Genomic DNA, 25520 nt, shown 5'->3' on the forward strand with positions numbered 1-25520 from the left:
CACCCAAGGGGTTTTGTGGGCTCAAATAAGAACATAAACTTGATTGTGTATAAGAACTGAAAACAGCTTTCCGAATTAAAGAATTTGCTTGGCGACCATAGCGATTTGGACCCACCTGATTCCATGCCGAACTCAGAAGTGAAACGAATTAGCGCCGATGGTAGTGTGGGGTTTCCCCATGTGAGAGTAGGACATCGCCAGGCTCATATTTAGCACCAAGCGCTAACCAATGCGGAGCGGTAGTTCAGTTGGTTAGAATACCGGCCTGTCACGCCGGGGGTCGCGGGTTCGAGTCCCGTCCGCTCCGCCACTATTTGAAAGCCTCGTCAGAAATGACGGGGCTTTTTTACGTCTGAAGAAAAGTGACCAAGGCAAAGCGGTAATTCAGTAGGTTGCACTTGGTTTAAAAGATAGTAGACCTGTCACACTGGCGATGTACCAAGAAGGTGTGGAAGTTACGGTAGGGTCTTTTGAGGAATCATGAGCTTGTTATGCTTGAAGACCTCGTTTTAGCAGGGCTAGTCCATATCGACCGAACTCTTTGTATCCTTTTCATCCCACTTTTCAAATGCTTCCCCATCTCAAAAAACAGATATAAAAAAGCCGATGCAGATGCATCGGCTTCTAACGTATTACGCTTAAGCTCTTTTGGCAGCTTTTAGTTTAAGCGCTTCTTTTTCTGAGTCAGACAAAAATGCCAGTTCTAAACCGTTTATTTGAGCTTGGCGAATTTGCTCCTGAGACAAACCAGCTTGAGGCGCTGCGACTTCGTACTCGTGTGGTAGCTCTATACCCTCTACGGCTGGGTCATCGGTATTCAGGCAAGCAAGTACACCATGTTCTAAGAATTGTTTCAAAGGGTGATTCTGTAAGCTTTCAACAGTGCTGGTTTGAATATTAGATGTTAAGCAAGACTCAATACCTATCTTATGCTCTGCTAAGTAATCCATCAGTTTAGGATCTTGAATTGCTTTCACACCATGTCCAATACGTGTAGCACCAAGATCTTGAATGGCTTGCCACATACTTTCTGGGCCAGCTGCTTCTCCAGCATGAACAGTGATATTTAAGCCTGAATCACGAACTTGTTTAAAGTGACTAGTGAAAAGCTCACCTGGTTGGCCCAGTTCGTCACCCGCTAAGTCGACGGCAACAATGTTATCTCGTTGAGATAGGATTGCGTTGAGTTCTTGTTGACAGGCCTCTGTGCCAAACGTACGGCTCATGATACCGATAAGGTTAGCTTTGATACCAAAGTCACGAATGCCAGCTTTCACACCATCAACAACGGCTTCAACGACACCTTCCACTGGTAAGTTGTGCTTCATCGCCATGTAATAAGGAGAGAAGCGAAGTTCAGCGTAGTCAATTTGCGCATTCAGTGCATCTTCTACGTTTTCATAGGCTACGCGTCGGCATGCATCCAAATCGCCTAATACCGCTACACCCCAATCGAGTTTTGATAGAAATGCGACCAATGAGGGTTCTGCTTCTACTATCTGCACATGAGGTGTTAAATCGATAATGTTATTCGCAGGTAATTTCACACCAAACTTTGTGCCTAAATCTAGGATAGTTTGAGTGCGTATATTGCCATCTAAATGACGGTGTAAATCCGTTAATGGTAAGTTCTTGGTTATCATTATCTATCCCCATTGTTATCTGGGTGAAGTATAAGAACCTATGTCCCACCTGTCAGTAGCTGAACGAGGCAAAATAAGCCTAATTTGCTGTTTTTTGCCTCATGTTAACTAAGTTTGTTGGCCATTCTTGGTAAGGGATTGGTTTACTGAATAGAAAGCCTTGGCCTTGTGGGCAATTTAGTTGGTGAAGCAAGTCAACTTGCTCCTGAGTTTCAATCCCTTCCGCGACAAGTTGTACTTTGAAACCTTTCATCATGTTGATAATGGCCGCAACGATACTTTCTTCAAGATGGTCATGATTAAGCTGAGTAACAAAGGCTCTATCTATCTTCAAGCAATCAAATGGCAGCTTATGAAGGTAAGATAACGAACTGTAGCCAGTGCCAAAATCATCGATAGCGATATGTATCCCTAATTTTTTCAACGCAAGCATGTTGCTCAAAATGATTGGGTCGTTATCCACGATCTTCGATTCAGTAATCTCTAACGCCAGATTGCTTGGTCTTAACTGTGTGATACGCAGTATTTCTTCAAGTTGCGGTAGGAAGAGATAGCTGGAAAGCTGACTTACAGACAAATTGACGTGCATACGAAAATCGCAAGCCCATTTCCCTTCTTCAATCCCTTTTACTGTGTCGATGCAAGCTTGAAGGAGTATCTGTTCACCAATGGTGTTGATCAGCCCGCTTTCTTCCGCTACGGGAATGAATTCGGTTGGCGGAACCAAACCAAGTTCAGGTGAAATCCAACGAGCAAGAGCTTCTGCGCCTAGAACTTCACCACTGTTTAAGTCAACGATGGGCTGATAGAACGGGACAAATTCATGCTTCTCGATGGCGACTTTTAACAAGGTAACCATCTGCGTTCTTTTACGAGATATTCCCGCCATTTCCGGTGCGTAGTAACTGATTCGTGTTGAATCTGATTTGGCATTGCTTAGAGCGATACTGCCGTTTCTGAGCCAGACAGTCATGTTGGTTGAATCGGAGTTATGCACTATGCCGACAGATACGTTGACTGCGATAGGCTCGTTTGGCATTGAGTAAGGCGTAGCAAATAACTGCAGAATGCGGTTCGCTTCATCTTGAATTTCCTGCTCATCTTGTACGAGAGGCAGATACAGTGCAAATTCATCGCCGCCAATTCGAGCGATATAAGCATCGGATGCATAAATGTTTTTAAGCCGTTGTGCGATAGCGATAAGTAGTTGGTCTGCCAATTGGTGACCCAAGCTATCGTTGATATCCCTGAATTTATCAATGCCAATAAGGAACAAACAGCCGTTGAGATTCTTGAGGTTACTGCAACTTTCAACTAAACCTTCGCGACTATAAAGTTTTGTAAGTGAGTCATACACCAACTGGGTTCGCAGAGCTTTAAACGACGCTTTCAGGTTGTTGGCCATTTCATTAAAGGCGTGAACCAGTAAGCTGGTTTCATAGATGTTGCCGGATTTTGGCATCGGTGTTGCCCAGTCACCACGTGCCAAATGCTGAGCTGCGGAAGCTGTGGATGTAATTGGCGCGGTAATACGATTAAACGCGATGTAGCCGATGCCAATGCCAAACAAGCTGATTAATAGGCCGATATACCAAGCATTACGTTGATTGTAAGGTACTTCACCTAATAAATTCGGCTCTGAAATTGAGACGCCGATAAACCAATGCAATCCAAACTCGTCTTCAAAAGGTGTAACCTTGTTGAAATAGCGATCACTGTTAACATGAGTGACGAAATTTTTCGTCGCGATATCAGTGGGTTGTTCAAGCTGTTTGAAGTGTTCCGCGCTGGCTTTAATGACAGGGCTGGCGTTTTCTGTCGTCATCAAACGAGTCCCTTTCGGCGATAAGCTTGTTCCCCAAGAAACCACACCGCCAGCACTTGAATGAGCAATAAGTCGGTGCTCATTATCAAAAATGTAGATATCTGCCTCAGTTTGCTGCTTCATTGCACGCAAAAAGGCATTAAATGTATCGATCTTGACATCTGCGACCGAGACGCCGACAAATTGTTTGTCTTGAAAAACCGGGCTTAGTGAAGAAAGGGTGATCTCTTGTCGCTCATCGGCGTTGGTATAAATTGAAGACCACGTCGGTTTAGGACTTTCAGCGACAGGGGCATACCAAGGACGCACTCGCGGGTCATAATTGTCTATTACAGAACGGACATCCTTACTAATAATATCGTTCTGATAAATAACGAGCTTATTTTGGGTGCGTCTATCTTGAACCATCAAGGTGTAGCTTTGATCCACCTCTTTTCGGAAGCCGATATATTCTGCGTTGATGCCACCAAACCCGATCACATCCAACTGGGGGATAGATTTATAGAGATCTGAAAAGTTGAATCTGAAGAAGTCTTCTATTTTTTGCGTGTTGCCTTTTTGATAGAGGTGACTGAAGCCGAGATTGTGACTCAAACTTAAGTTCGCTAAAAAAGGTTCTTCGAGAAAATTGTAGAGGCGCTGTTCAACATTATTGGTCAGATAGGTCAGTTGTTTACTACTGATATCCTGCACCATTTGTTCGTAGTTGGCTTTTTGGACAAAAGCAATCACTCCGAACGTGACCGAGAAGATGATCACGAACGGTAGCAATACAGCAGTTTTTAGTTTTATTTGCTTCTTAAAAGGCATATCCCTGATCTTAATAAAAGCACTATTCCTATGCCTACAGGAAAGGGCTCATCAAATGCCTGATAGAAATAAAATCAGTACAGCTCTTTGAGTTTCCTTGTAAGCGTGTTACGACCCCAGCCTAGTACTTTTGCAGCATCTTGTTTATGACCATTCGTATGATGTAGTGCTGCTTCTAGAAGTATACGTTCGAATTCAGGTAATGCGTACGAAAGAATTTCCGTTTCTCCCGATGCCAGTGCTGATTTAGCCCACGACTCCAACTGCTTTTGCCAACTGGTATCATTTTCAAAATCGACACTCTTCTTCTCTGAAATCAGTTCTGATGGAAGATCACTTGGCAGAACCTCTGAACCGCTTGCCATGACCGTTAACCAACGACACATGTTTTCTAGTTGACGAACGTTACCCGGCCAATCTAGACGGTTAAGGATTTCTACAGCTTTAGGATGAAGAGTTTTCATCTCGACACCAAGTTCTTTAGCGGCAAGTGCGAGGAAATGTTGAGTGAGCTTCTCGATATCTTGACGGCGTTCACGTAAAGATGGAATTTGAATACGTATTACATTCAAACGATGGAACAAGTCTTCACGAAACTTACCTTGGTGAACCAGTTTTTCTAAGTTCTGGTGAGTCGCAGCTACGATACGTACATCAACCTTTATTGCTGAGTGACCACCCACACGGTAGAACTGACCATCTGCCAATACCCGTAATAAACGAGTCTGAATATCGAGTGGCATGTCACCGATTTCATCAAGGAATAGTGTACCGCCGTTTGCTTGCTCAAATCGGCCTTGGCGCACGTTGTTTGCTCCTGTAAAGGCACCTTTTTCGTGACCAAACAGCTCAGATTCAATCAGATCTTTAGGAATCGCAGCCATGTTTAGAGCGATAAACGGTTTTTGAGCGCGAGGACTGTGACGATGCAGAGCATGCGCGACCAGCTCTTTACCCGTACCGGATTCACCGTTAATCAATACAGAGATGGAAGAACGAGACAAGCGACCGATAGCGCGAAACACTTCTTGCATTGCCGGAGCTTCACCAATGATTTCTGGTGAATCATAGGATTGCTCGAGTTGCTTTGATTGCTCTTTACGTTGCTCTTGGCCGTGCGCAATGGCACGTTCAACCAGAGTCAGCGTCTCATCCACATCAAATGGCTTCGGTAAGTATTCAAAAGCGCCTTTTTGGTAGGCGTTAACAGCCGCGTCCAAATCAGAGTGAGCTGTCATGATGATGACCGGCAGTTCTGGCGAACGCGAATGTACCTGGTTGAGTAACTCGATGCCGTCAATCCCCGGCATACGAATATCGGAAACTAACACATCAGGTGTTTCTCGCTCTAACGCCATTAAAACGCTTTCGGCATCGGAAAAGGTTTCACATTTGATATTGGCTGATGAAAGAGTCTTTTCCATAACCCAGCGGATAGAACTGTCGTCATCGACAACCCATACGTATCCTTTACTCATAGTTTTAATTCCTTAGCAGCAAATCTTGTGACTAATGTGTCTAAATTGGTAAATAAATAGTGAACGTGGTTCTGCCTGGCCAGCTTTCTACTTCAATTTTTCCATTGTGCTGGTCGATCAGGTTTTGAGAGATTGATAGCCCTAGACCCGTTCCACCTTCTCGTCCACTGACCATTGGGTAGAACAAGGTGTCTTGCAATTCCATCGGAATGCCCGGACCGTTGTCTGTAATCTCTATTCTGGCCACTAACTTATGTCGTTGGCCTTGAATGGTTGCTTGATGAACGGTTCTGGTACGCAGCGTGATCTGTTGATGTTTTTGATTAGATAAGATTTGTGCTGCATTACTGACGATATTAAGCAGTGCTTGCTCAATTTGATCCGTGTCCATCACGATATCCGGTAAGCTTGGGTCATAGTCGCGTTCAATGACTAACTCAGGCCCACCTTCGAGTTCAACAAGCTGACGTACTTTTTCTAAAATGAGGTGCAGGTTTTCTGACTTCTTTTTACCCGGTTTTTGCGGACCCAGTAAGCGGTCAACCAAAGCCCTTAGGCGATCAGCTTGTTCAATAATAATTTGGGTGTATTCGGTAAGGCTTTGATCGGGAAGCATTCGCTCTAAAAGCTGCGCCGCCCCGCGTAATCCGCCTAGAGGGTTTTTAATTTCATGAGCCAAACCGCGAACCAGTAATTTGGCGGCTTGTTGTTGTGCATGTTGGTTGAGCTCTTGAGTTAGGCGTCTTTGCTGACCAATGCGGCGCATTTCTACCAACAAATACAACTCTTTTTCCCACGACATTGGGCTAACCGTCACTTCAAGCATTAACGGCTTACCATCGACAACAAACGTCACGTCGCTATCGGTAATGCTTTGACCACTTTGCAAAGGTTGAGTCAGCAATGCCAAATCCATCGATGCATGTTGAATCAGCTTGGAAAGTGGCTGGTTGGTAATACGTTTAGCGCTTTGTGAGAACAGTTGCTCGGCGGCTGGGTTTGCATAACGTACGCACAACAATTCGTCCAACATTAAAGTGGCCGTTACGACGTTGTTTAAAATGGTGTGACTCAGTTCTGCATTCACAGTTTTTTCCTTGTCCGTGTTCCAAAATAATGCAACGCACCTTTTTGGTGCATTGAAATGTCAAGTATGGCGCAACGGTATGCAAAGAAAAAGAAAAACTCTTTGTGATATCAGGCTAATTAGTAGCTTATCGACTAATTCACGGACGCCCGATGAAGATACACCGTTACAACAGAGCCAGATGCAATAACCTTGCCGCTTCCAACTGCCTGAATTGAAAAGCGATGAGAGCCTCGTTCAATGTTTTTGAGCTGCCACACCGTTTTGGTGCTAGGCGCACCTATTGGCTGCCCATTCATCAGCAATTGTAGTTGTTCTGAGTCTTCAAGCGCCCTGTTTAGGCCAATGCTGACGCTTATATTGCCTTCATTACTGCGAATGGTTTCACCATCACTGGGCGACAAGATGTTGATAGTGAGTGGAATTAGGCTTTTATCAGGACTTTGCGTTTTTTGCTGCTTCGGAAGCTCATTCCCTGATAATGAGTAGTCGCTTTGTGTCGTTTCGGAAACCGATATTGTGAGAGGCCTTGCGCTTGGTTGAGGGGTATCACTAAAATGCTGTACACCTTTGTCGTCTAACCAAGTGTATATCTCTTTGCTTATTGCTGAGTTACTTACACTCAGCAGAAAAAATAGAAGTAGAGCGTTTTTCAATGTGATCTCCGATACGAAGTGGAATCAAATGGTGCTGATTATGCTAAAGAGAAATTCGTATCTGAGAATAGAAAAAAGGCCCGCCTGCGAGGCGAGCCTGATATATCGTTAAAGCGAATTCTTATACTGAGTAGTATAGTTCGAACTCTAGTGGGTGAACGGCTACGTTCACACGTTGTACGTCTTTAGTCTTCAGCTCGATGTAAGAGTTGATGAAGTCATCAGAGAATACGCCGCCAGCAGTTAAGAACTCACGGTCTTGATCTAGACATTGCAGAGCTTGTTGTAGAGATTCTGCAACTTTTGGAATCTCTGCTTCTTCTTCTGCTGGTAGATCGTACAAGTCTTTATCCATAGCTTCGCCTGGGTGGATCTTGTTCTTGATACCGTCAAGACCAGCCATCAGCATTGCTGCGAATGCTAGGTATGGGTTTGCTGCTGGATCTGGGAAGCGAACTTCGATACGACGAGCTTTAGGGCTTGGTACCACTGGAATACGGATAGACGCAGAACGGTTACGTGCTGAGTAAGCAAGCATAACTGGCGCTTCGTAGTGAGGAACCAAACGTTTGTACGAGTTAGTTGATGGGTTAGTCAACGCGTTCAATGCACGAGCGTGTTTGATGATACCACCGATGTAGTAAAGCGCCATTTCAGATAGGCCGCCGTACTTGTCACCAGCGAATAGGTTAACACCGTCTTTCGCTAGAGATTGGTGAACGTGCATACCAGAACCGTTGTCGCCAACTAGTGGTTTAGGCATGAAAGTCGCTGTTTTACCAAACGCGTGAGCCACGTTGTGAACAACATACTTGTAGATTTGGATTTCGTCAGCTTTTGCTGTTAGCGTGTTGAAACGAGTTGCGATTTCGTTTTGACCCGCAGTTGCAACTTCATGGTGGTGAGCTTCAACAATAAGGCCCATTTCTTCCATGATTAGACACATAGCAGAACGAAGGTCTTGAGATGAATCCACTGGAGCTACTGGGAAGTAACCACCTTTAACGCCTGGACGGTGACCTTTGTTACCATCTTCGTAATCAGAACCAGTGTTCCATGCAGCTTCTACGTCGTCGATCTTGAAGAAAGAACCTGACATGTCAGTTGAGAACTTAACATCGTCAAATAGGAAGAATTCTGGCTCTGGACCAACAAATACAGTGTCTGCGATACCAGTTGAACGCATGTACTCTTCAGCACGTTTAGCGATAGAACGAGGGTCGCGGTCGTAACCTTGCATTGTTGCAGGTTCTAGGATGTCACAACGGATGTTTAGTGTTGATGCTTCTGTGAATGGGTCTAACACAGCAGATGAAGCGTCAGGCATCATCACCATGTCAGATTCATTAATGCCTTTCCAGCCAGCAACTGATGAACCATCGAACATTTTGCCATCTTCGAAGAAGTCTGCATCAATTTGGTGAGCAGGAATCGAAATGTGTTGCTCTTTACCTTTTGTATCTGTGAAACGTAGGTCCACAAACTTAACTTCGTTTTCTTGAATCAGCGATAGTACGTTTTCTACTGACATCTCGGATAACCTCCAGTGTTAATAAAGCGATTTGGGCTCGAATCAAAATTAGTTTCTTGCATCAATTAGTGCTTAAACCATCTTAATCGATGTTGGTCACATGCTTGCGATATTCGTGCCAAACATTTTAGCTCATATAAATCAATGCATTACTTGCGTTATGTTTTTTTTGGTGCTTACTGTTGCACCAAAAAGATCCTTTGATGAACTGAATTGGTGCAACTGCGTGTGCAGTGCACCAATTTCTATCAAAGCGTACACTATTCACACAATGATTCACTCTATATTTTTAAGTGTAACTAACTTTAATTTGTCACTGTTTGTTTAAATTAAGTTTAACGACTAGGCTCTATAGAGTGAAAATCAGCGTGATAGATCACATATTCCTAGGTTTTTCGCCAAAATCTGGTACATTATTGCCCGTTTTTTGAACCAAATTAAGGCTACGTCTTTATATCCCATAAAGGCGGGCTATTTTGTGTATATAAGTGAAGCAAACTCCATGGCTACTCCACAGATAGATAAATTAAGAAATATCGCGATCATCGCGCACGTTGACCACGGTAAAACGACTCTTGTTGATAAACTACTCCAACAATCGGGTACGTTAGAATCACGCGGTGACATCGAAGAGCGAGTCATGGACTCGAACGATATCGAAAAAGAACGTGGTATTACAATCCTTGCTAAAAACACAGCAATTAACTGGAATGATTACCGTATCAATATCGTAGATACTCCGGGACACGCGGACTTCGGCGGTGAAGTTGAACGTATCATGTCTATGGTTGACTGCGTATGTTTGATCGTTGACGCAGTTGACGGCCCTATGCCACAAACTCGTTTCGTAACGCAAAAAGCGTTTGCTCACGGTTTGAAACCAATCGTCGTTATCAACAAAATCGACCGTCCAGGTGCTCGTCCTGATTGGGTAATGGACCAAGTTTTTGACCTGTTTGATAACCTAGGTGCAAGTGATGAGCAGCTAGATTTCCAAGTGGTTTACGCTTCAGCTCTTAACGGTTGGGCAACTCTGGAAGAAGGCGTAACTGGCGAGAACATGGAACCACTGTTCCAAGCTATCGTTGACAACGTTGAACCACCACAAGTTGACCCTGATGGCGCACTGCAAATGCAGATCTCTCAGCTTGATTACAGCTCATACGTAGGTGTAATCGGTGTTGGTCGTGTAACTCGCGGTACAGTAAAACCAAACCAGCAAGTAACTGTAGTTAGTGCTGATGGTAAGAAACGTAACGGTAAAGTCGGTACAGTTCTTGGTTACCTAGGTCTACAACGTTCTGAAACTGAACAAGCAACGGCTGGCGACATCGTTGCAATTACTGGTCTTGGCGAACTAAAAATCTCTGACACCATCTGTGACGTGAACACGGTTGAAGCTCTTCCTCCACTAAGTGTTGATGAGCCAACAGTAACCATGACTTTCCAAGTAAACACTTCTCCGTTTGCTGGTAAAGAAGGTAAGTTCGTAACTTCACGTAACATTCTTGAGCGTCTTGAAAAAGAATTGGTTCACAACGTTGCACTACGTGTTGAACAAACAGACGATCCAGATAAATTCCGTGTTTCTGGCCGTGGTGAGCTTCACCTGTCAATTCTTATCGAGAACATGCGTCGTGAAGGCTTCGAGCTTGCTGTATCTCGTCCAGAAGTAATTCTGAAAGAAGAAAATGGTCAGCTAATGGAACCGTTTGAAACTGTGACTATCGACGTTCAAGAAGAACACCAAGGCGGTATCATGGAGAAAATCGGTATGCGTAAAGGCGAACTGAAAGACATGTCTCCAGACGGTAAAGGCCGTGTGCGTCTTGATTTCTTGATGCCTTCTCGTGGTCTGATTGGTTTCCAAACAGAGTTCTTAACGCTAACTTCAGGTTCTGGTCTTCTTTACCATACGTTTGATCATTACGCTCCGCACAAAGGTGGCGAAATTGGTCAGCGTGTAAACGGCGTATTGATTTCAAATGCGACAGGTAAAGCGTTGACTTATGCACTGTTCAACCTTCAGGAACGTGGTCGTCTATTTGCAGAACACGCTGATGAAGTTTACGAAGGCCAAGTAATCGGTATCCATAACCGTTCAAATGACCTAACAGTTAACTGTCTGAAAGGTAAGCAGCTAACTAACGTACGTGCATCTGGTACTGATGAAGCTCAGGTTCTGACTCCAGCAATCAAGTTCACTCTAGAGCAAGCTCTAGAATTCATTGATGATGACGAACTAGTGGAAGTAACACCAGAGAGCATCCGTATCCGTAAGCGTCACCTAACGGAAAACGATCGTAAACGTGCAGCTCGCGGTTAATTAACCACTCACTGCTAACGTTTCTAAAGCCCCGAGCTGATACAGTTCGGGGCTTTTTGTTTTTGTCGTTTGTATGCAAGAATACCTTGGCAAATCAATAATGAATCAATGGGTTAAGCAAATTCTTACTTCATCGCTTAAAATGAACAGGTGATGTGATTCCCACCCCTAGGAGAGAATGTTGAACTTACAGAACTTAGCTAAGCAGACCTTTGCATTTAGCCGTTATCTGCTTTTGAGAGTCAAGCATGATCGCGTGAATGTAAATGCGGGATATCTGGCGTACATCACTTTGCTTTCTATCGTACCTATGTTTACGGTTTCTCTCGCTATCATGTCGTCTTTTGAGATCTTCTCTAATGTGGGAGAAATTCTGCAAGATTTTGTTATTGAACACTTCGTTCCAGCTGCTGGTATTGCTGTGAGAACGGCATTGTCAGAGTTCATTGCTAATACTGCGAAAATGACCGCCGTCGGTGGTGTGTTTTTGTTTATTGCAGCGCTAATGCTGATTTCCAACATAGATAAAAACTTGAACTACATATGGCGAGTAAGAAATAAACGACGTGTTGTTTTTTCTTTTTCCATGTACTGGATGATTTTGACGCTTGGGCCTTTGCTATTGGGTGCGAGTATTGCAATGACGTCTTATATCACCTCATTGAAAATCATTGACAGCGAGGCTCTGGTTGGCGTCTATAACCTGTTTTTGCGCTGGCTTCCATTCCTGCTCTCTTTTTTCGCTTTTTCGGGTTTGTACTTACTGGTTCCGAATAAAAAGGTCTATATTTATCATTCCCTTGCCGGAGCGCTGGTGGCGGCTATTCTCTTTGAACTGAGTAAGAAAGCCTTTGCGGCCTACATTACTCATTTCCCTTCATATCAGCTTATCTACGGGGCGCTGGCTGCGATTCCGATTCTGTTCGTCTGGATATATTTGTGCTGGATGATTGTCTTGATTGGTGCAGAAGTCACGGCGGCTTTGGGTGAGCGTGAATGCTGGAGTGAGGAAGAAGACATGGTAAACTCGAGTTCCCTTTCAAAGAGTGACAAGGAAGAGAATTCCAGTGATAGCGTTGATTCAACGAGTAAGTGAAGCTGCAGTACGCGTCGACGGTGAAGTGGTCGGTGAAATTGAAAAAGGTTTATTGGTATTGCTCGGTGTCGAACGTGAAGATGACGAAGCGAAAGCTAAGCGTTTGATGGAGCGCGTGACTTCCTACCGAGTATTCGAAGACCAAGCTGGCAAAATGAATTTAAGTGTGAAAGATGTGGGTGGCAGCGTGTTGGTTGTTTCTCAGTTCACTCTGCCAGCAGATACAAAAAAAGGGACGCGAGCGGGGTTTTCTCGTGGTGCTCATCCACAAGATGCTGAGCGTCTGTATAATTATTTTTCTGACCTATGTGAAGAAGTTTTGCCAACTGAGCGAGGACGCTTTGCGGCAGACATGAAAGTCTCACTGGTCAACGATGGACCTGTGACATTCTGGTTGCAGGTATAATGTTTAGGAACGGAATCTATGTTTAAACTTATTACGCCGACTACGGATAATCAGCTCAATAAGTATTACCACTTCCGCTGGCAGATGTTGCGAGAGCCTTGGCGAATGCCTATCGGCTCAGAGCGCGATGAATATGACCCTATGAGTCATCACCGCATGATTGTCGATGGTAGAGGAAGACCCATTGCAATCGGTCGTTTGTACATTACCCCTGACAGTGAGGGCCAAATCCGCTATATGGCGGTGAAGGCGGCTCGTCGCAATAAGGGTATGGGATCGTTAGTATTAGTTGCTCTGGAGTCTCTAGCGCGTCAGGAAGGGGCTAAACGTCTGGTATGTAATGCCCGTGAGGATGCGATTTCATTTTATGAAAGAAACGGCTTTGAGCGTCGTGGTGAATTGAACGATGAGCGAGGCCCTGTTCGTCATCAGCAAATGGTGAAGCATCTCGACCCAATGGCAAATGTATTACGTAAGCCAGAATGGTGTACTGAGCTTCAGGATCGTTGGGCAACTCAAATTCCGATCAGCGATAAAATGGGCATCAAAGTTCAGCAATATACCGGCTATCAGTTTCAGTGCTGTGCGCAGATAAACCCGAATCTCAATCCACACAATACGATGTTTGCAGGTTCTGCTTTTACTTTGGCTACCTTGACTGGCTGGGGAATGGCGTGGCTGTTGATGCGTGAACGTGGCCTAGAGGGCGATATCGTGCTGGTGGACAGCAATATCCGCTATCATCACCCTGTAGTGCACAATCCGGTTGCTTCTACATCCTTAGATGGCATTAGTGGTGACCTGGATCGTTTAGCCTCTGGTCGCAAAGCCCGAATTGTGGTGAATGTGAATATATCGAGTGGTGATGTTGACGCTGTAGCGTTCGTTGGAACCTACATGCTTATTCCGAATTATCAAGAGATCCTAAAGAAAGCTGGCGCGAGTTAATGCCGCGCTTTAGTCGGGGCAAGGCAGCTGTTGCTGCGTATTTCTCAGCAGATCATAGCTGACCTTTTTACAGCCTTGGCTCACATCAATGCGAAATTGCCCTTCTTGAGGTGAAACCAAATCAAGTTGGGCAACAACATCGGCATCCAACCCTAATCCCTTCAAAGGTGTTTTCGCAAGGCTGATTCGGCCTCTGTCTGCAGTCAATTTAAGGTTATCAACGTCAAATGGTTGAACAACCAGTGAGTCTGAAGTATTCAGAACCATAATGCCGTCACGCATGCTGCCATTAAGCTCTCCAGTAATAGAGTGGGAAAGCATGGAATAGTCGCCTGCCAAACCTTCAGCATTGATGTCGAATTCAGTAATTGCGTCGATTTTTACTGGCAGTTGGATGAAGTGGTTTATCACAGGAAGTGGCAGACCATCAGCATGCGCCGTCAAAGACCAAGGTGCGCTGGGCTGAGTGAAATCCCAATTAGCGTTTGCTTCTAGATAGCCTTTTTCAAGCGGAATAAAGGCTCTATCGAGTTGCCATTTACCGTTATCACTGTGCATTTCAATGACACCTTGAGTGCTCACCAGCTCTCCAATGCTTGCGCTATTAGCACTGACAGATAGTTTTCCATCCCACAAGCCCCACTGAGCGTTTTTAATCAACTGTGTATCAGAGCCTTCAATGGTTAACCCAGACAGTTGCCAGAAAGGTTTATTAATAAGCTGAATCAGCTGCAGATTGTTGATAGCCAAGCTATCTATGGCAAGCTCATTGAGTTGTGGCCACTGTGCTGGAATCCAAGCTAAATCTTGCTGTGTTTCAGCAAACCATTTAATGCCTCTCGCATTAAGCTGTTTTAGGTGGATGCTGGTTGGTGTCACGGTACCTGATAAACGAATACCGCCTTGCAAAACTTCTGTTGAAAAATCACTGATAGAAATGGCTTGGTCAGAAAAATCGAGCTTAATGCTTGGTTCTACCCACTGTAGACCTTTCCATGAAATCGAATCAGCGTTTAATGACAGGTAACCTTTGTCTTGTTGCCAGACAGATTCAGTGAGAGAGAAGTTCTCCAACGAAGCGGCAGTGTTTTCAAGTTCAAAGCCAGCGACCGTGATCTGGCTGTTAAGAATATCCAGACTGTTGATATGTGTGATGTATTTTATCGCTTGTTGCCACAGTTTATCGGCCGTGCTGCTTAATGATTCTGGTAGCTTTAAGTGGCTGATGGTGGTGTTAATCAGTGACCATCCCGAAGCAAACTGCTCTGCCTGACCGGAAAAATCTGCGCCCCGCCATTTAAATGATGCTCCATAAACAGTACTGTCATTCGTTTTGTTATCTGCATCAATCAAAACCTTGTCGAAAGCTTCACCATCCCAATAAAACTGATCTGCGGAAAGCTGAAGTTCACCATAAGGCAGTAGCTGTTCGTGGTCTCTCCATTGAGGGTGTTTCACCTGAAGGTTGACACCTCGGGCAATTACTCCTTGATGCGAGAAGTCCACATTGTGCAGCGCAAGTTGATTCAACTGTAAGTTTTGAAGGAAGTCTGAAGACGGCAGACCTTGAGAAAAGTTCGCGCCATCGAGCAACAAACTATCAATAACGAGCTTGTCTTGTTTGATTAGCTTTTCGTTTAGCCAGATATCAACTTTGGAAAAAGAGAGTGGTTGTTCTTTCGTCTCAATACTGACGTTGTGCAAGGTGAAGTGAGCTGGATATTCGTAATCGAGCTCAGAAAAAGAGAGCTTATCCGGCCATAACTGTTGAGTTAACCATTGTGCTGAAGGGGTAAAATAGCGAGTGTGCATGACACCAAATACCACCAACGTTAACGTAAGTAGTAAGGCTATAACTCCAATCCCTAGTGCTAACAGCTTCTTCATGGTTTGTATCGGCTAAACGGAACAAGCCAACAGCTTTGATCAAATATGGATTTGCTTCAACAAAAAAGCCCCTAAAAATAGGGGCTTGCTTAGTTTTTTAACGTCAAATGCTGAGGTGATCGTTTTAGTCTAGTTGCGGACCCGCTGCGACTAGTGATTTACCTTCTGCATTGTCTGTGTACTTATCGAAGTTGTTGATGAAGCGAGTAGCAAGATCTTTTGCTTTGCTTTCCCATTGTAGTGGGTCAACGTAAGTATCACGTGGGTCTAGAATTGATGGATCAACGCCAGGCAATGCGGTTGGAATTTCTAGATTGAAAATAGGCACGTGTTTTGTTTCTGCCTGTTCAATAGAGCCATCCAAAATCGCATCAATGATACCGCGAGTATCTTGAATTGAGATACGTTTGCCTGAACCGTTCCAACCTGTATTCACTAGGTAAGCTTCTGCGCCTACCGCTTCCATACGTTTTACCAGTACTTCAGCATACTTAGTTGGGTGTAGCGTTAGGAACGCTGCGCCGAAACAAGCAGAGAAGGTTGGTGTTGGTTCGGTAATACCACGTTCAGTACCGGCTAGTTTTGCAGTGAATCCTGACAGGAAGTGGTATTTGGTTTGTTCTGGAGTCAATTTAGATACAGGTGGTAGAACACCGAACGCATCCGCTGACAAGAAGATAACTTTATTCGCATGGCCGCCTTTTGAAACTGGCTTAACGATGTTATCGATATGATAGATAGGGTAAGAAACACGAGTGTTTTCAGTTTTCGAACCGTCATCAAAGTCGATAGAACCATCGGCACGAACCGTCACGTTTTCTAGTAGAGCGTCACGACGAATTGCGTTGTAGATATCTGGCTCAGCTTCTTTAGAAAGCTTGATAGTTTTCGCGTAGCAGCCGCCTTCGAAGTTGAAAACACCGTCATCGTCCCAACCGTGCTCATCATCACCGATCAATGCGCGTTTTGGATCGGTAGAAAGCGTGGTTTTACCTGTGCCAGACAGACCAAAGAAAATCGCAACGTCGCCATCTTTACCCATGTTCGCAGAACAGTGCATAGACGCGATACCTTGAAGAGGAAGGAAATAGTTCATCATTGCGAACATACCTTTCTTCATCTCACCGCCGTACCAAGTACCACCGATAAGTTGCATTTTTTCAGTCAGGTTAAACACAGTGAAGTTTTCAGAGTTCAGACCATGCTCTTGCCATTTTGTATTGGTGCACTTAGCACCGTTCATGACAACGAAATCAGGTTTGAAGTTCGCCAACTCTTCATCACTTGGGCGGATAAACATGTTTTTCACGAAGTGTGCTTGCCAAGCTACTTCAGTAATAAAGCGCACACATAAACGCGTGTCAGCGTTAGCGCCACAATAACCGTCAAATACGAATAGACGTTTGCCAGAAAGCTGTTTGTTAACTTGAGCTTTCAAGTCATTCCAAATTTCTTGGCTGATAGGTTTGTTATCGTTTTTCGCTTGCTCTGATGTCCACCATAGCGTGTCACGTGTGGTGTCATCTTTAACGATAAACTTATCTTTAGGCGAACGACCAGTAAAGATACCAGTGTCTACTGCGACTGCACCCAGTTCAGTGACTACGCCTTTTTCGTAGCCTTCTAAATCTGAGCGTGTTTCTTCGGCGAATAACGTTTCGTAACTTGGGTTGTGTATGACTTCAGTTACGTTAGTAATTCCGTATTGGGTTAGGTCTAATTGTGCAGCCTTTGTATGTTCCATAACGGTCATAGGTGCTCCTTATAAGGATTTTTGTAGGGATTTTGTAATAATGTTTTTAATTGTTATCTGCTAACCATGCTATCAACGGCCTTGGGGGAAAACAGGGAGATAGTTCAAAAAATACCCACTTATTTCCTATGGTTTTAGGTAACTCGTCACATATCTTAGCCTGAGTATTTTATCTTGTAGTTGGCGAGAGATACCAGAGGAAATCGTTAATAATGCTCAGAAATTAAGTATGCTGTACGGTGCTTGCAACCCTTGATTTTATTAGGTTTTGATCACAAAAAAAGCCAGCTTTAGGCTGGCTTTTGCGGGAGAATGACGTGCTTGTTAATTCTAGTGAATTAATGCAGAGTTTTTGAGTCACTTTGTGCTTGTGAGTACAGCTCAGCGACTTGCGCTGAATCGAAAGAATACGTTGTACCGCAGTAATCACAATGTAAAGAAACCGATCCTTCCTCTGCCAAAATGTCGTTTATTTCATCTCGAGAGATAGTCACGATAGCCGCACCGCTACGATCACGCGAACAACCACAAAGGAACTCAACGTCTTGAGGTTCAAACAATTTTACTTGTTCTTGGTTGTATAGGCGGTATAGCAACTCGTTCGCTTCAAGAGTGAAAAGTTCTTCGTTTTTCACTGTATTTGTAAGTTGCTCTAAGTGTTCAAAGTCATCTGGTGAACCTGTACCATCTGGAACAACTTGCAGCAGCATGCCCGCAGCATGACGTTTGCCTTCATGCTCGCCCGTGCGAATCCACAAACGTGTTTTTAACTGCTCAGAACGCAAGAAGTAGTTTTCAATCACTTGAGCAATGTTTTCACCTTCAAGACCTACAACGCCTTGGTAACGTTCTCCTTTTTTCGGTTCGATGGTAATGACCAGATGACCTTTACCCATCAAGTCGTGTAAACCAGCGTCGTCGGCGATGTCGCCTTCCCAACGCGCAACACCACGGATGCGTTGGTTATTGTCGCCATTGATTACCGCTAAAGAGACAGGACCATTACCTTGCAGTTGCATGGTAATTGAGCCTTCAAATTTTAGTGTTGCGGTTAACAGAGTAGTGGCTACCAGTAGCTCGCCCAACAGAGTTTGAATAGGCGCTGGGTATTCCTTGCTAGTGATAATTTGTTGGTACGCTTTATCTAGCTGTACGAGCTCACCGCGTACTGATAAGTCTTCAAATAGGTAGCGATTTAATACGTTGGTCGCCTTTGCGCTTGTAGTCATAAGGAATAATCCGGCTATTTACTGATGTTTAAATTTTAGAAGATCTCGACGCTGTTTTTTATCTGGGCGGCGATCTGGGCTTGGGTTGTGAGCATTTAGCTTGCGTGCTAATGCTTGACGTTCACGTTTTTCTATACTCTCAGGCGTTTCTGAATAGAGGGTTTGCGCTTCCGGTGCACCGCGCCTTTGATCCGAAATCCTGTCAATGGTAACGGTTTTTTCTTCTTGACCTTGGCGCAGGGTTATCACTGCACCAAGCTCGACAATCTTGCTTGGTTTTGAACGTTGGCCATTATAATGAACTTTGCCACCATCGACCATATTTCGTGCAATTGAACGAGTTTTATAAAATCTCGCGGCCCAAAGCCATTTATCGAGCCGAACTTCTTCGTTAGTGGAACTCATTTTGTTTAATGACCTCTAATCAATGCTCTTTACTCTTCGATGGGGGATAAAGTGGTGCTTAAGCATCATATTTTCAACCGAATCGAAAATTTAATAATAGAAAAAAACATGCTCTGTTGTTTAATGTTATATTGTTCGACTGCTGTTTATTCGGACGGCAATGGCTAGGGATTTAATAAAATCAAATGATTAATCAAGGAAAGCGAGAAGAATGCAGTTAAGCAAAATAACTTTCGACTGCGTGGCAAATTAATATGTTGAAAAATATCTCTCAATGGCAGAACCCAGTCAGTGTCATTCTCACTCTTGTATTGCTCTCTGCTTCAGCATGGATGCTGGGAAAAATGGTTTGGACGGTTCAAAGCGAACCTGTTCTTGTCTCTGCTTGGAATCCTTCCAACATCAGTTCTACGCCAACCAAAGCTAGCGCCACTGATATTACTTCTTTGCAAAACGGCAGCTTGTTTGGTCAATATTCAGAATCAACACCAGTGATTGATACGCCTAAAGTTGTCGATGCACCAAAAACTCGTTTAAACCTAGTCCTTGTTGGTGTTGTGGCAAGCAGCGATGTAGATAAAAATCTGGCTGTTATTGCAAACCGAGGTGCTCAGTCTACCTACGGAATCAACGAAGTTATAGAAGGCACAAGGGCAAAGCTCAAAGCTGTATTTGTTGATCGCGTCATAATCGACAACTCAGGTCGAGATGAAACTCTAATGCTGGATGGCATTGATTACGCGGCGAGAAATTCGGCTTCCGGCACTGACCAACCTAGAGCCCAACGTCCAGTCGCCAATGATGCGAGACAAAGTGAAGACAAACTGGATGCGATTCGTGAAGCGATTCTCAAGAATCCACAAGAAATTTTCCAATATGTTCGTCTTTCTCAAGTAAAAGAAGACGATACCATCGTCGGATACCGAGTGAGTCCGGGTAGAGACACAGCATTATTTGAGTCTGTTGGCCTGCAAAATGGTGATATAGCGATTGAATTTAACGGGTTTGACCTAACCAAACCCGAAGTAATGAATGAATTAGCATCTGCGGTGTCAGAGATGACGGAGATTAATCTGTCAGTTCTTCGTGACGGTCAACAGCATGATATCTATATACAATTGTAAGACTGATGCATCAGCTTCAGACTAGGGAGTATTTGTGAAACATTGGCTTAAAAAAAGTGCGTGGCTGATTGCCAGCAGCTTATTGATTTCACCTGCCGTATTAGCCAGTGAATTTAGTGCGAGCTTTAAAGGCACTGATATTCAAGAGTTCGTCAACATCGTTGGGCGTAACCTTGAAAAAACCATCATTGTTGATCCATCGGTGCGAGGGAAAATCGATGTGCGCAGCTTTGACACACTCAATGAAGAACAATATTACAGCTTCTTTTTGAATGTCCTTGAGGTGTATGGTTTCGCCGTGATCGAAATGGATAACGGTGTACTTAAAATCGTTAAAGCAAAAGATGCCAAAACGTCGCCAGTTCCGGTTTTAGGGGATAATGACAGAGCGTCCGGCGATAGTGTTGTGACTCAAGTTGTTGCGGTTAAAAATGTATCTGTTCGTGAGCTTTCGCCACTTTTACGTCAACTGATTGATAACGCAGGCGCTGGCAACGTAGTGCATTATGATCCTGCGAATATCATTTTGATTACAGGTCGTGCTGCTGTGGTGAATCGTCTGGCTGAGATAGTACGCCGTGTTGACCAAGCGGGAGACAAAGACATTGAAGTGGTTGAGCTCAAAAACGCTTCAGCGGCTGAAATGGTTCGTATTGTTGAAGCGTTAAATAAAACCACCGACGCGAAAAACACACCTGAATTTTTGCAGCCTAAGCTGGTGGCTGATGACCGTACCAACTCGATTCTCATTTCTGGCGACCCTAAAGTTCGTCAACGCCTAAGACAATTAATCAAACAACTTGATGTTGAGATGGCAACCAAAGGCAACAACCGCGTGGTGTACTTGAAATACGCGCAAGCGGAAGAGTTGGTTGATGTCCTGAAAGGTGTATCCGACAACCTACAAGCAAAAGATCAGCAAGGCGGACAGAAAGCGACAAGTTCAAAAAATAACGAAGTGATGATTTCTGCCCATAAAGGAACAAACTCACTCGTTATTACTGCGCCGCAAGACATTATGAATGCGATGCTGGATGTGATTGCCCAATTAGATATTCGTCGTGCTCAGGTACTTATTGAAGCCTTGATCGTAGAAATGTCAGAAGGTGACGGCATCAACCTTGGTGTTCAATGGGGTTCGCTGGAAAGCGGTTCTGTTATTCAGTATGGCAACACAGGTGCTTCAATCGGTAACGTAATGGTTGGTATAGAAGAAGCGAAAGACCAAACCACCACGGAATATTATTACGATTCAGCAGGTAATCGTCATCCTTATGATTCAACAACTTCTGGTGATTACAGCACATTGGCTTCAGCTCTGTCGGGAATTAACGGTGCTGCCGTCAGCATTATGATGGGCGACTGGACGGCTTTACTGAGTGCTGTATCAAGCGATTCCAACTCTAACATTCTGTCATCACCAAGTATTACCGTGATGGATAACGGTGAAGCTTCTTTTATCGTTGGTGAAGAAGTACCAGTATTAACAGGCTCAACATCGAGCTCAAATAACGAAAACCCATTCCAGACGGTTGATCGTAAAGAAGTGGGTATCAAGCTTAAAGTCGTTCCTCAGATTAACGAAGGGGATTCGGTTCAACTGAAGATTGAGCAAGAAGTCTCTAACGTTTTAGGTGCGAATGGCGCAGTAGACGTACGTTTCGCAAAGCGTCAGCTCAATACCTCAGTAATGGTTCAAGATGGTCAGATGCTGGTTCTGGGTGGTCTGATTGATGAAAGAGCCTTGGAAAGTGAATCCAAAGTGCCATTTCTGGGAGATATTCCAGTACTGGGCTATTTGTTTAAATCAACCAGTACTCAGGTTGAAAAGAAAAACCTGATGGTGTTTATCAAGCCAACCATCATCCGCGATGGTATGGCGGCGGATGGTATTACTCAGCGTAAATACAATTACATCCGTGCCGAGCAGCTATTTAAAGCCGAAGAAGGCTTAAAACTGATGGATAACAATAATATTCCGGTATTGCCTAAATTTGGTGAAGAACGCCGCCATCCAGCGGAAATTCAAGCATTTCTTGATCAAATCAGTTCCGTCCAGATGGAAGCGAAGCAATGACAGAGGTAGTGGCGTCCATTGTTCGACGATTGCCGTTTAGCTTTGCCAACCGCTTCAAGATGGTTTTGGAGTGGAGTCAAACTTCGGCTTCAGTCTATTACGTCGCGCCAGTTTCGATCTCTGCTCTAGCGGAAGTGAAGCGTGTTGTGCGTGGTTATTTTCAGTTAGTAGAACTGAATGCCAGCGAGTTTGAAAGCAAACTCACTCAGGTATATCAGCGTGACTCTTCTGAAGCTCGTCAGTTGATGGAAGATATCGGTGCCGACAGTGACGATTTCTTCTCATTAGCGGAAGAATTGCCTCAAAGTGAAGACTTGCTCGAATCAGACGACGATGCGCCTATCATTAAATTGATTAACGCGATGCTGGGTGAGGCAATTAAGGAAGGCGCATCCGATATCCATATCGAAACGTTTGAAAAATCATTATCGATTCGTTTCCGTGTGGACGGTGTGCTGCGTGAAGTATTAAGCCCGAGCCGTAAATTAGCACCACTGTTGGTTTCCCGTGTAAAGGTCATGGCGAAACTCGACATTGCCGAAAAACGTGTTCCTCAAGATGGTCGCATCTCCTTACGTATTGGCGGCAGAGCTGTGGATGTTCGTGTTTCGACTATGCCGTCGTCCCACGGAGAACGTGTGGTGATGCGTTTGTTGGATAAGAACGCTACGCGTCTGGATCTGCACAGCTTGGGGATGACACAAACCATCCAAGAGAGTTTCCGCAAACTGATTGAAAGGCCGCATGGCATCTTGCTGGTTACAGGTCCTACGGGTTCTGGTAAATCGACGACTTTGTATGCAGGTTTGCAGGAGATTAACTCAAATGAGCGCAATATTCTTACCGTAGAAGATCCGATTGAGTTCGATATTGACGGCATTGGTCAGACACAGGTAAACCCTAGAGTCGATATGACCTTTGCTCGTGGTTTGCGGGCAATTTTACGACAAGACCCCGATGTGGTGATGGTCGGAGAAATTCGTGACTTAGAAACAGCCCAAATTGCTGTTCAAGCCTCGTTAACCGGTCACTTAGTGATGTCCACTTTGCATACCAATACCGCAATCGGTGCTGTTACACGTTTACGTGATATGGGTATTGAGCCTTTCTTACTCTCTTCTTCGTTGCTGGGCGTACTTGCACAACGTTTGGTGCGTACATTGTGCCCTGACTGTAAGCAAGCTTATGAAGCGGATGAGTCACAGAAAAAGCTGTGTGGCGTGAAGAAAAAGTCTCAACTGACACTCTATCGAGCCACTGGCTGCCCACATTGTAATTACAAGGGATATCGTGGAAGAACCGGCATTCACGAGCTGTTGCTGGTGGATGACAAAGTGCAGGCACTAATACACGACGAGGTCGGCGAGCAAGCGATAGAAAAACACATTCGCGATTACACACCAAGTATTCGTCAAGATGGTTTGGATAAAGTGATTCAAGGTATCACATCACTGGAAGAAGTGATGAGAGTGACCAAGGAGTCATAATGGCGGCGTTTGAATATAAAGCTCTTGATGAGAAAGGGCGAAACAAAGCCGGAGTCATCGAAGGCGACAGTGCTCGTCAGGTTCGCCAACGTCTGAAAGAACAGAACTTAGTGCCAGTTGAAGTGGTTGAAACCAAAGTGAAATCACAGCGTGCACGCGCCTCTTCTTTCAACTTTAAAAAAGGCATAAGCACTGCCGATTTAGCGCTGATTACCCGTCAGCTTTCAACTCTGGTTCAGTCTGGAATGCCATTGGCTGACTGTTTGATAGCTGTGTCGGAGCAAGCCGAAAAGCCGCATATTCGAAACATGCTTTTGGCTGTTCGCTCAAAAGTAACCGAAGGTCACACATTGGCAGACAGTTTCAATGACTATCCTCACGTGTTTGATGATCTGTTCCGCTCTATGGTTGCGGCCGGAGAAAAATCAGGTCATTTAGATTCAGTTCTAGAACGTTTGGCGGACTACGCTGAAAACCGCCAAAAATTGCAGTCGAAACTTCTGCAAGCCATGATTTATCCAATTGTGTTGGTTGTGTTCGCGGTAGGTATTGTTGCCTTCCTTTTAGCGTCGGTAGTACCGAAAATTGTCGGCCAATTTGTTCAGATGAATCAACAACTGCCAGCGTCGACTCAGTTTTTGCTCTCAGCGAGCGAGTTCGTCCAAAACTGGGGGTTAGCGGTACTGTTCGGTGGAATTGCGATCCTCTATCTGTGCAAGTGGATGCTGCGTAAGCCGGATGTACGCATGGGTTGGGACAAAAAAAAGATGCATTGGCCAGTGATTGGCAAGATTGTGCGAGGTTTAAACGCCTCCCGTTTTTCTCGTACCTTGTCGATATGTGCTTCCAGTGCCATTCCCATTTTAGACGGTATGAGAATCGCGGTGGATGTGATGCCAAACCACTATGCTAAGCAGCAGGTCACTATTGCGGCAGACAAGGTTCGAGAGGGTATTAGCCTTAGAAGGGCACTAACGGAAAGTAAACTTTTCCCGCCAATGATGCTGCATATGATTGCCAGTGGTGAACAAAGTGGTGAATTGGAGAGCATGCTGACTCGGGCTGCTGATAATCAAGATGCCAATTTCGAATCAACGGTGAACATTGCATTAGGCATATTTACACCAGCGCTGATTGCGGTGATGGCAGGGATGGTGTTGTTTATCGTTATGGCGACATTAATGCCTATCCTAGAAATGAACAATTTAATGACGAGATAACACTTTCTTGGCTTTTGATGAGTAGCTGAGTGTTATTTTTAGCAAATACAAGAAATACAAATTTGCGAAACGGAGCAGAAATGAAAAAACGTAATAAAACGCAGGCTGGTTTCACTCTTTTAGAAATCATGGTGGTTATTGTGATCTTGGGTATTTTGGCAAGCCTCGTGGTACCCAACTTAATGGGCAATAAAGAAAAAGCGGATCAGCAAAAAGCTGTGACGGATATTGTTGCATTAGAGAATGCTCTGGATATGTATAAACTCGATAACAGCGTTTATCCAACTACAGACCAAGGTTTAGAGGCGTTGGTGACCAAACCATCTAGCCCTGAGCCTCGTAACTATCGCGATGGTGGCTATATTCGTCGTTTACCAAAAGACGCTTGGGGTAACGATTACCAATATTTAAGCCCAGGTGACAACGGTGCTATTGATATTTTCTCTCTAGGTGCCGACGGTCAGGAAGGCGGAGAAGGCGCAAACGCCGATATTGGTAACTGGAATATTCAGGATTTTCAATAACACCGATA

Annotated in this window: 19 protein-coding genes, 1 tRNA gene and 1 rRNA gene; 11 read left to right on the forward strand and 10 right to left on the reverse strand. The window is 44.5% G+C overall.

The features are described from left to right. Nucleotides 1-87 precede the first annotated feature (87 nt). A 5S ribosomal RNA gene (gene rrf, locus HKI82_RS13280) occupies nt 88-203 on the forward strand. Between the two features lie 30 nt (nt 204-233). Continuing rightward, nucleotides 234-310 (forward strand) — tRNA-Asp (locus HKI82_RS13285). Nucleotides 311-638: 328 nt separating this feature from the next. Here HKI82_RS13285 and add read toward each other — a convergent pair. The 6 genes from add to glnA form a co-directional block, all read right to left on the reverse strand. Beyond that, entirely contained in the window at nt 639-1643 is a 1005-nt protein-coding gene (gene add / locus HKI82_RS13290) for an adenosine deaminase (protein ID WP_171138296.1), read from the reverse strand. Between the two features lie 79 nt (nt 1644-1722). Continuing rightward, a complete protein-coding gene (gene gepA, locus HKI82_RS13295) occupies nt 1723-4278 on the reverse strand; it encodes a phosphodiesterase GepA (protein WP_171138297.1) in 2556 nt (851 codons plus the stop codon). 74 nt (nt 4279-4352) lie between these two features. Next, nucleotides 4353-5756, reverse strand: coding sequence for a nitrogen regulation protein NR(I) (gene glnG / locus HKI82_RS13300; RefSeq protein ID WP_042484779.1), 1404 nt, complete (start codon nt 5754-5756; stop codon nt 4353-4355). Between the two features lie 40 nt (nt 5757-5796). After that, the gene (gene glnL, locus HKI82_RS13305; RefSeq protein WP_042484782.1) at nt 5797-6843 is read right to left on the reverse strand and encodes a nitrogen regulation protein NR(II); all 1047 of its coding nucleotides are present in this window, start codon (nt 6841-6843) and stop codon (nt 5797-5799) included. 134 nt (nt 6844-6977) lie between these two features. After that, complete coding sequence (locus HKI82_RS13310; protein WP_240956722.1) at nt 6978-7499, reverse strand: DUF4124 domain-containing protein; 522 nt, start codon at nt 7497-7499, stop codon at nt 6978-6980. 121 nt (nt 7500-7620) lie between these two features. Beyond that, a complete protein-coding gene (gene glnA / locus HKI82_RS13315; RefSeq protein WP_102941274.1) occupies nt 7621-9030 on the reverse strand; it encodes a glutamate--ammonia ligase in 1410 nt (469 codons plus the stop codon). Between the two features lie 502 nt (nt 9031-9532). Here glnA and typA point away from each other — a divergent pair. The 4 genes from typA (at nt 9533) to HKI82_RS13335 (ending at nt 13806) form a co-directional block, all read left to right on the forward strand. After that, nucleotides 9533-11356: a translational GTPase TypA gene (typA, locus tag HKI82_RS13320; RefSeq protein ID WP_102941273.1), complete on the forward strand. Its 1824-nt coding sequence runs from the start codon at nt 9533-9535 to the stop codon at nt 11354-11356. A gap of 178 nt (nt 11357-11534) precedes the next feature. Then, nucleotides 11535-12452, forward strand: coding sequence for a virulence factor BrkB family protein (locus HKI82_RS13325; RefSeq protein ID WP_171138298.1), 918 nt, complete (start codon nt 11535-11537; stop codon nt 12450-12452). Continuing rightward, nucleotides 12424-12858, forward strand: a complete 435-nt coding sequence (gene dtd / locus HKI82_RS13330) for a D-aminoacyl-tRNA deacylase (protein WP_042484802.1) — start codon at nt 12424-12426, stop codon at nt 12856-12858. Before HKI82_RS13325 ends, dtd begins: the two co-directional genes overlap by 29 nt. A gap of 18 nt (nt 12859-12876) precedes the next feature. Continuing rightward, nucleotides 12877-13806, forward strand: a complete 930-nt coding sequence (locus HKI82_RS13335) for a bifunctional GNAT family N-acetyltransferase/hotdog fold thioesterase (protein WP_102941272.1) — start codon at nt 12877-12879, stop codon at nt 13804-13806. Nucleotides 13807-13815: 9 nt separating this feature from the next. Here the strand turns inward: HKI82_RS13335 and HKI82_RS13340 are convergent, their stop codons facing one another. The 4 genes from HKI82_RS13340 to hslR form a co-directional block, all read right to left on the reverse strand. Beyond that, nucleotides 13816-15693, reverse strand: a complete 1878-nt coding sequence (locus HKI82_RS13340; RefSeq protein WP_171138299.1) for an AsmA family protein — start codon at nt 15691-15693, stop codon at nt 13816-13818. A 124-nt stretch (nt 15694-15817) separates the two neighbouring features. Further along, nucleotides 15818-17446, reverse strand: coding sequence for a phosphoenolpyruvate carboxykinase (ATP) (gene pckA / locus HKI82_RS13345; protein ID WP_102941270.1), 1629 nt, complete (start codon nt 17444-17446; stop codon nt 15818-15820). 338 nt (nt 17447-17784) lie between these two features. After that, nucleotides 17785-18675, reverse strand: coding sequence for an Hsp33 family molecular chaperone HslO (hslO, locus tag HKI82_RS13350; protein ID WP_171138300.1), 891 nt, complete (start codon nt 18673-18675; stop codon nt 17785-17787). A gap of 18 nt (nt 18676-18693) precedes the next feature. Continuing rightward, on the reverse strand, nt 18694-19080 hold the full coding sequence (hslR, locus tag HKI82_RS13355; protein ID WP_102941268.1) for a ribosome-associated heat shock protein Hsp15: 387 nt from the start codon (nt 19078-19080) through the stop codon (nt 18694-18696). Between the two features lie 254 nt (nt 19081-19334). Here hslR and gspC point away from each other — a divergent pair, with 254 nt between their 5' ends. From gspC to gspG, 5 genes are all read left to right on the forward strand, one after another. Beyond that, nucleotides 19335-20204, forward strand: coding sequence for a type II secretion system protein GspC (gene gspC, locus HKI82_RS13360; RefSeq protein WP_102941267.1), 870 nt, complete (start codon nt 19335-19337; stop codon nt 20202-20204). A gap of 34 nt (nt 20205-20238) precedes the next feature. Then, nucleotides 20239-22281 (forward strand): type II secretion system secretin GspD, encoded by a 2043-nt coding sequence (gene gspD, locus HKI82_RS13365; RefSeq protein WP_171138301.1) that lies wholly within the window; start codon nt 20239-20241, stop codon nt 22279-22281. Beyond that, complete coding sequence (gene gspE / locus HKI82_RS13370) at nt 22278-23768, forward strand: type II secretion system ATPase GspE (RefSeq protein WP_171138302.1); 1491 nt, start codon at nt 22278-22280, stop codon at nt 23766-23768. Before gspD ends, gspE begins: the two co-directional genes overlap by 4 nt. Beyond that, the gene (gspF, locus tag HKI82_RS13375) at nt 23768-24988 is read left to right on the forward strand and encodes a type II secretion system inner membrane protein GspF (RefSeq protein WP_171138303.1); all 1221 of its coding nucleotides are present in this window, start codon (nt 23768-23770) and stop codon (nt 24986-24988) included. Before gspE ends, gspF begins: the two co-directional genes overlap by 1 nt. An 80-nt stretch (nt 24989-25068) precedes the next feature. After that, nucleotides 25069-25512: a type II secretion system major pseudopilin GspG gene (gspG, locus tag HKI82_RS13380; RefSeq protein ID WP_042484831.1), complete on the forward strand. Its 444-nt coding sequence runs from the start codon at nt 25069-25071 to the stop codon at nt 25510-25512. Nucleotides 25513-25520: the final 8 nt, after the last annotated feature.

This window comes from Vibrio plantisponsor, from assembly GCF_013041605.1.
Lineage (GTDB): Bacteria > Pseudomonadota > Gammaproteobacteria > Enterobacterales > Vibrionaceae > Vibrio > Vibrio plantisponsor.

What these genes read in the sequence shown, in the direction of transcription:
- add (WP_171138296.1), bottom strand. Translation starts at nt 1,643, where the DNA reads ATGATAACCAAGAACTTACCATTAACGGATTTACACCGTCATTTAGAT.
- gepA (WP_171138297.1), bottom strand. Translation starts at nt 4,278, where the DNA reads ATGCCTTTTAAGAAGCAAATAAAACTAAAAACTGCTGTATTGCTACCG.
- glnG (WP_042484779.1), bottom strand. Translation starts at nt 5,756, where the DNA reads ATGAGTAAAGGATACGTATGGGTTGTCGATGACGACAGTTCTATCCGC.
- glnA (WP_102941274.1), bottom strand. Translation starts at nt 9,030, where the DNA reads ATGTCAGTAGAAAACGTACTATCGCTGATTCAAGAAAACGAAGTTAAG.
- typA (WP_102941273.1), top strand. Translation starts at nt 9,533, where the DNA reads ATGGCTACTCCACAGATAGATAAATTAAGAAATATCGCGATCATCGCG.
- HKI82_RS13325 (WP_171138298.1), top strand. Translation starts at nt 11,535, where the DNA reads ATGTTGAACTTACAGAACTTAGCTAAGCAGACCTTTGCATTTAGCCGT.
- HKI82_RS13335 (WP_102941272.1), top strand. Translation starts at nt 12,877, where the DNA reads ATGTTTAAACTTATTACGCCGACTACGGATAATCAGCTCAATAAGTAT.
- HKI82_RS13340 (WP_171138299.1), bottom strand. Translation starts at nt 15,693, where the DNA reads ATGAAGAAGCTGTTAGCACTAGGGATTGGAGTTATAGCCTTACTACTT.
- pckA (WP_102941270.1), bottom strand. Translation starts at nt 17,446, where the DNA reads ATGACCGTTATGGAACATACAAAGGCTGCACAATTAGACCTAACCCAA.
- hslO (WP_171138300.1), bottom strand. Translation starts at nt 18,675, where the DNA reads ATGACTACAAGCGCAAAGGCGACCAACGTATTAAATCGCTACCTATTT.
- hslR (WP_102941268.1), bottom strand. Translation starts at nt 19,080, where the DNA reads ATGAGTTCCACTAACGAAGAAGTTCGGCTCGATAAATGGCTTTGGGCC.
- gspC (WP_102941267.1), top strand. Translation starts at nt 19,335, where the DNA reads ATGTTGAAAAATATCTCTCAATGGCAGAACCCAGTCAGTGTCATTCTC.
- gspE (WP_171138302.1), top strand. Translation starts at nt 22,278, where the DNA reads ATGACAGAGGTAGTGGCGTCCATTGTTCGACGATTGCCGTTTAGCTTT.
- gspF (WP_171138303.1), top strand. Translation starts at nt 23,768, where the DNA reads ATGGCGGCGTTTGAATATAAAGCTCTTGATGAGAAAGGGCGAAACAAA.
- gspG (WP_042484831.1), top strand. Translation starts at nt 25,069, where the DNA reads ATGAAAAAACGTAATAAAACGCAGGCTGGTTTCACTCTTTTAGAAATC.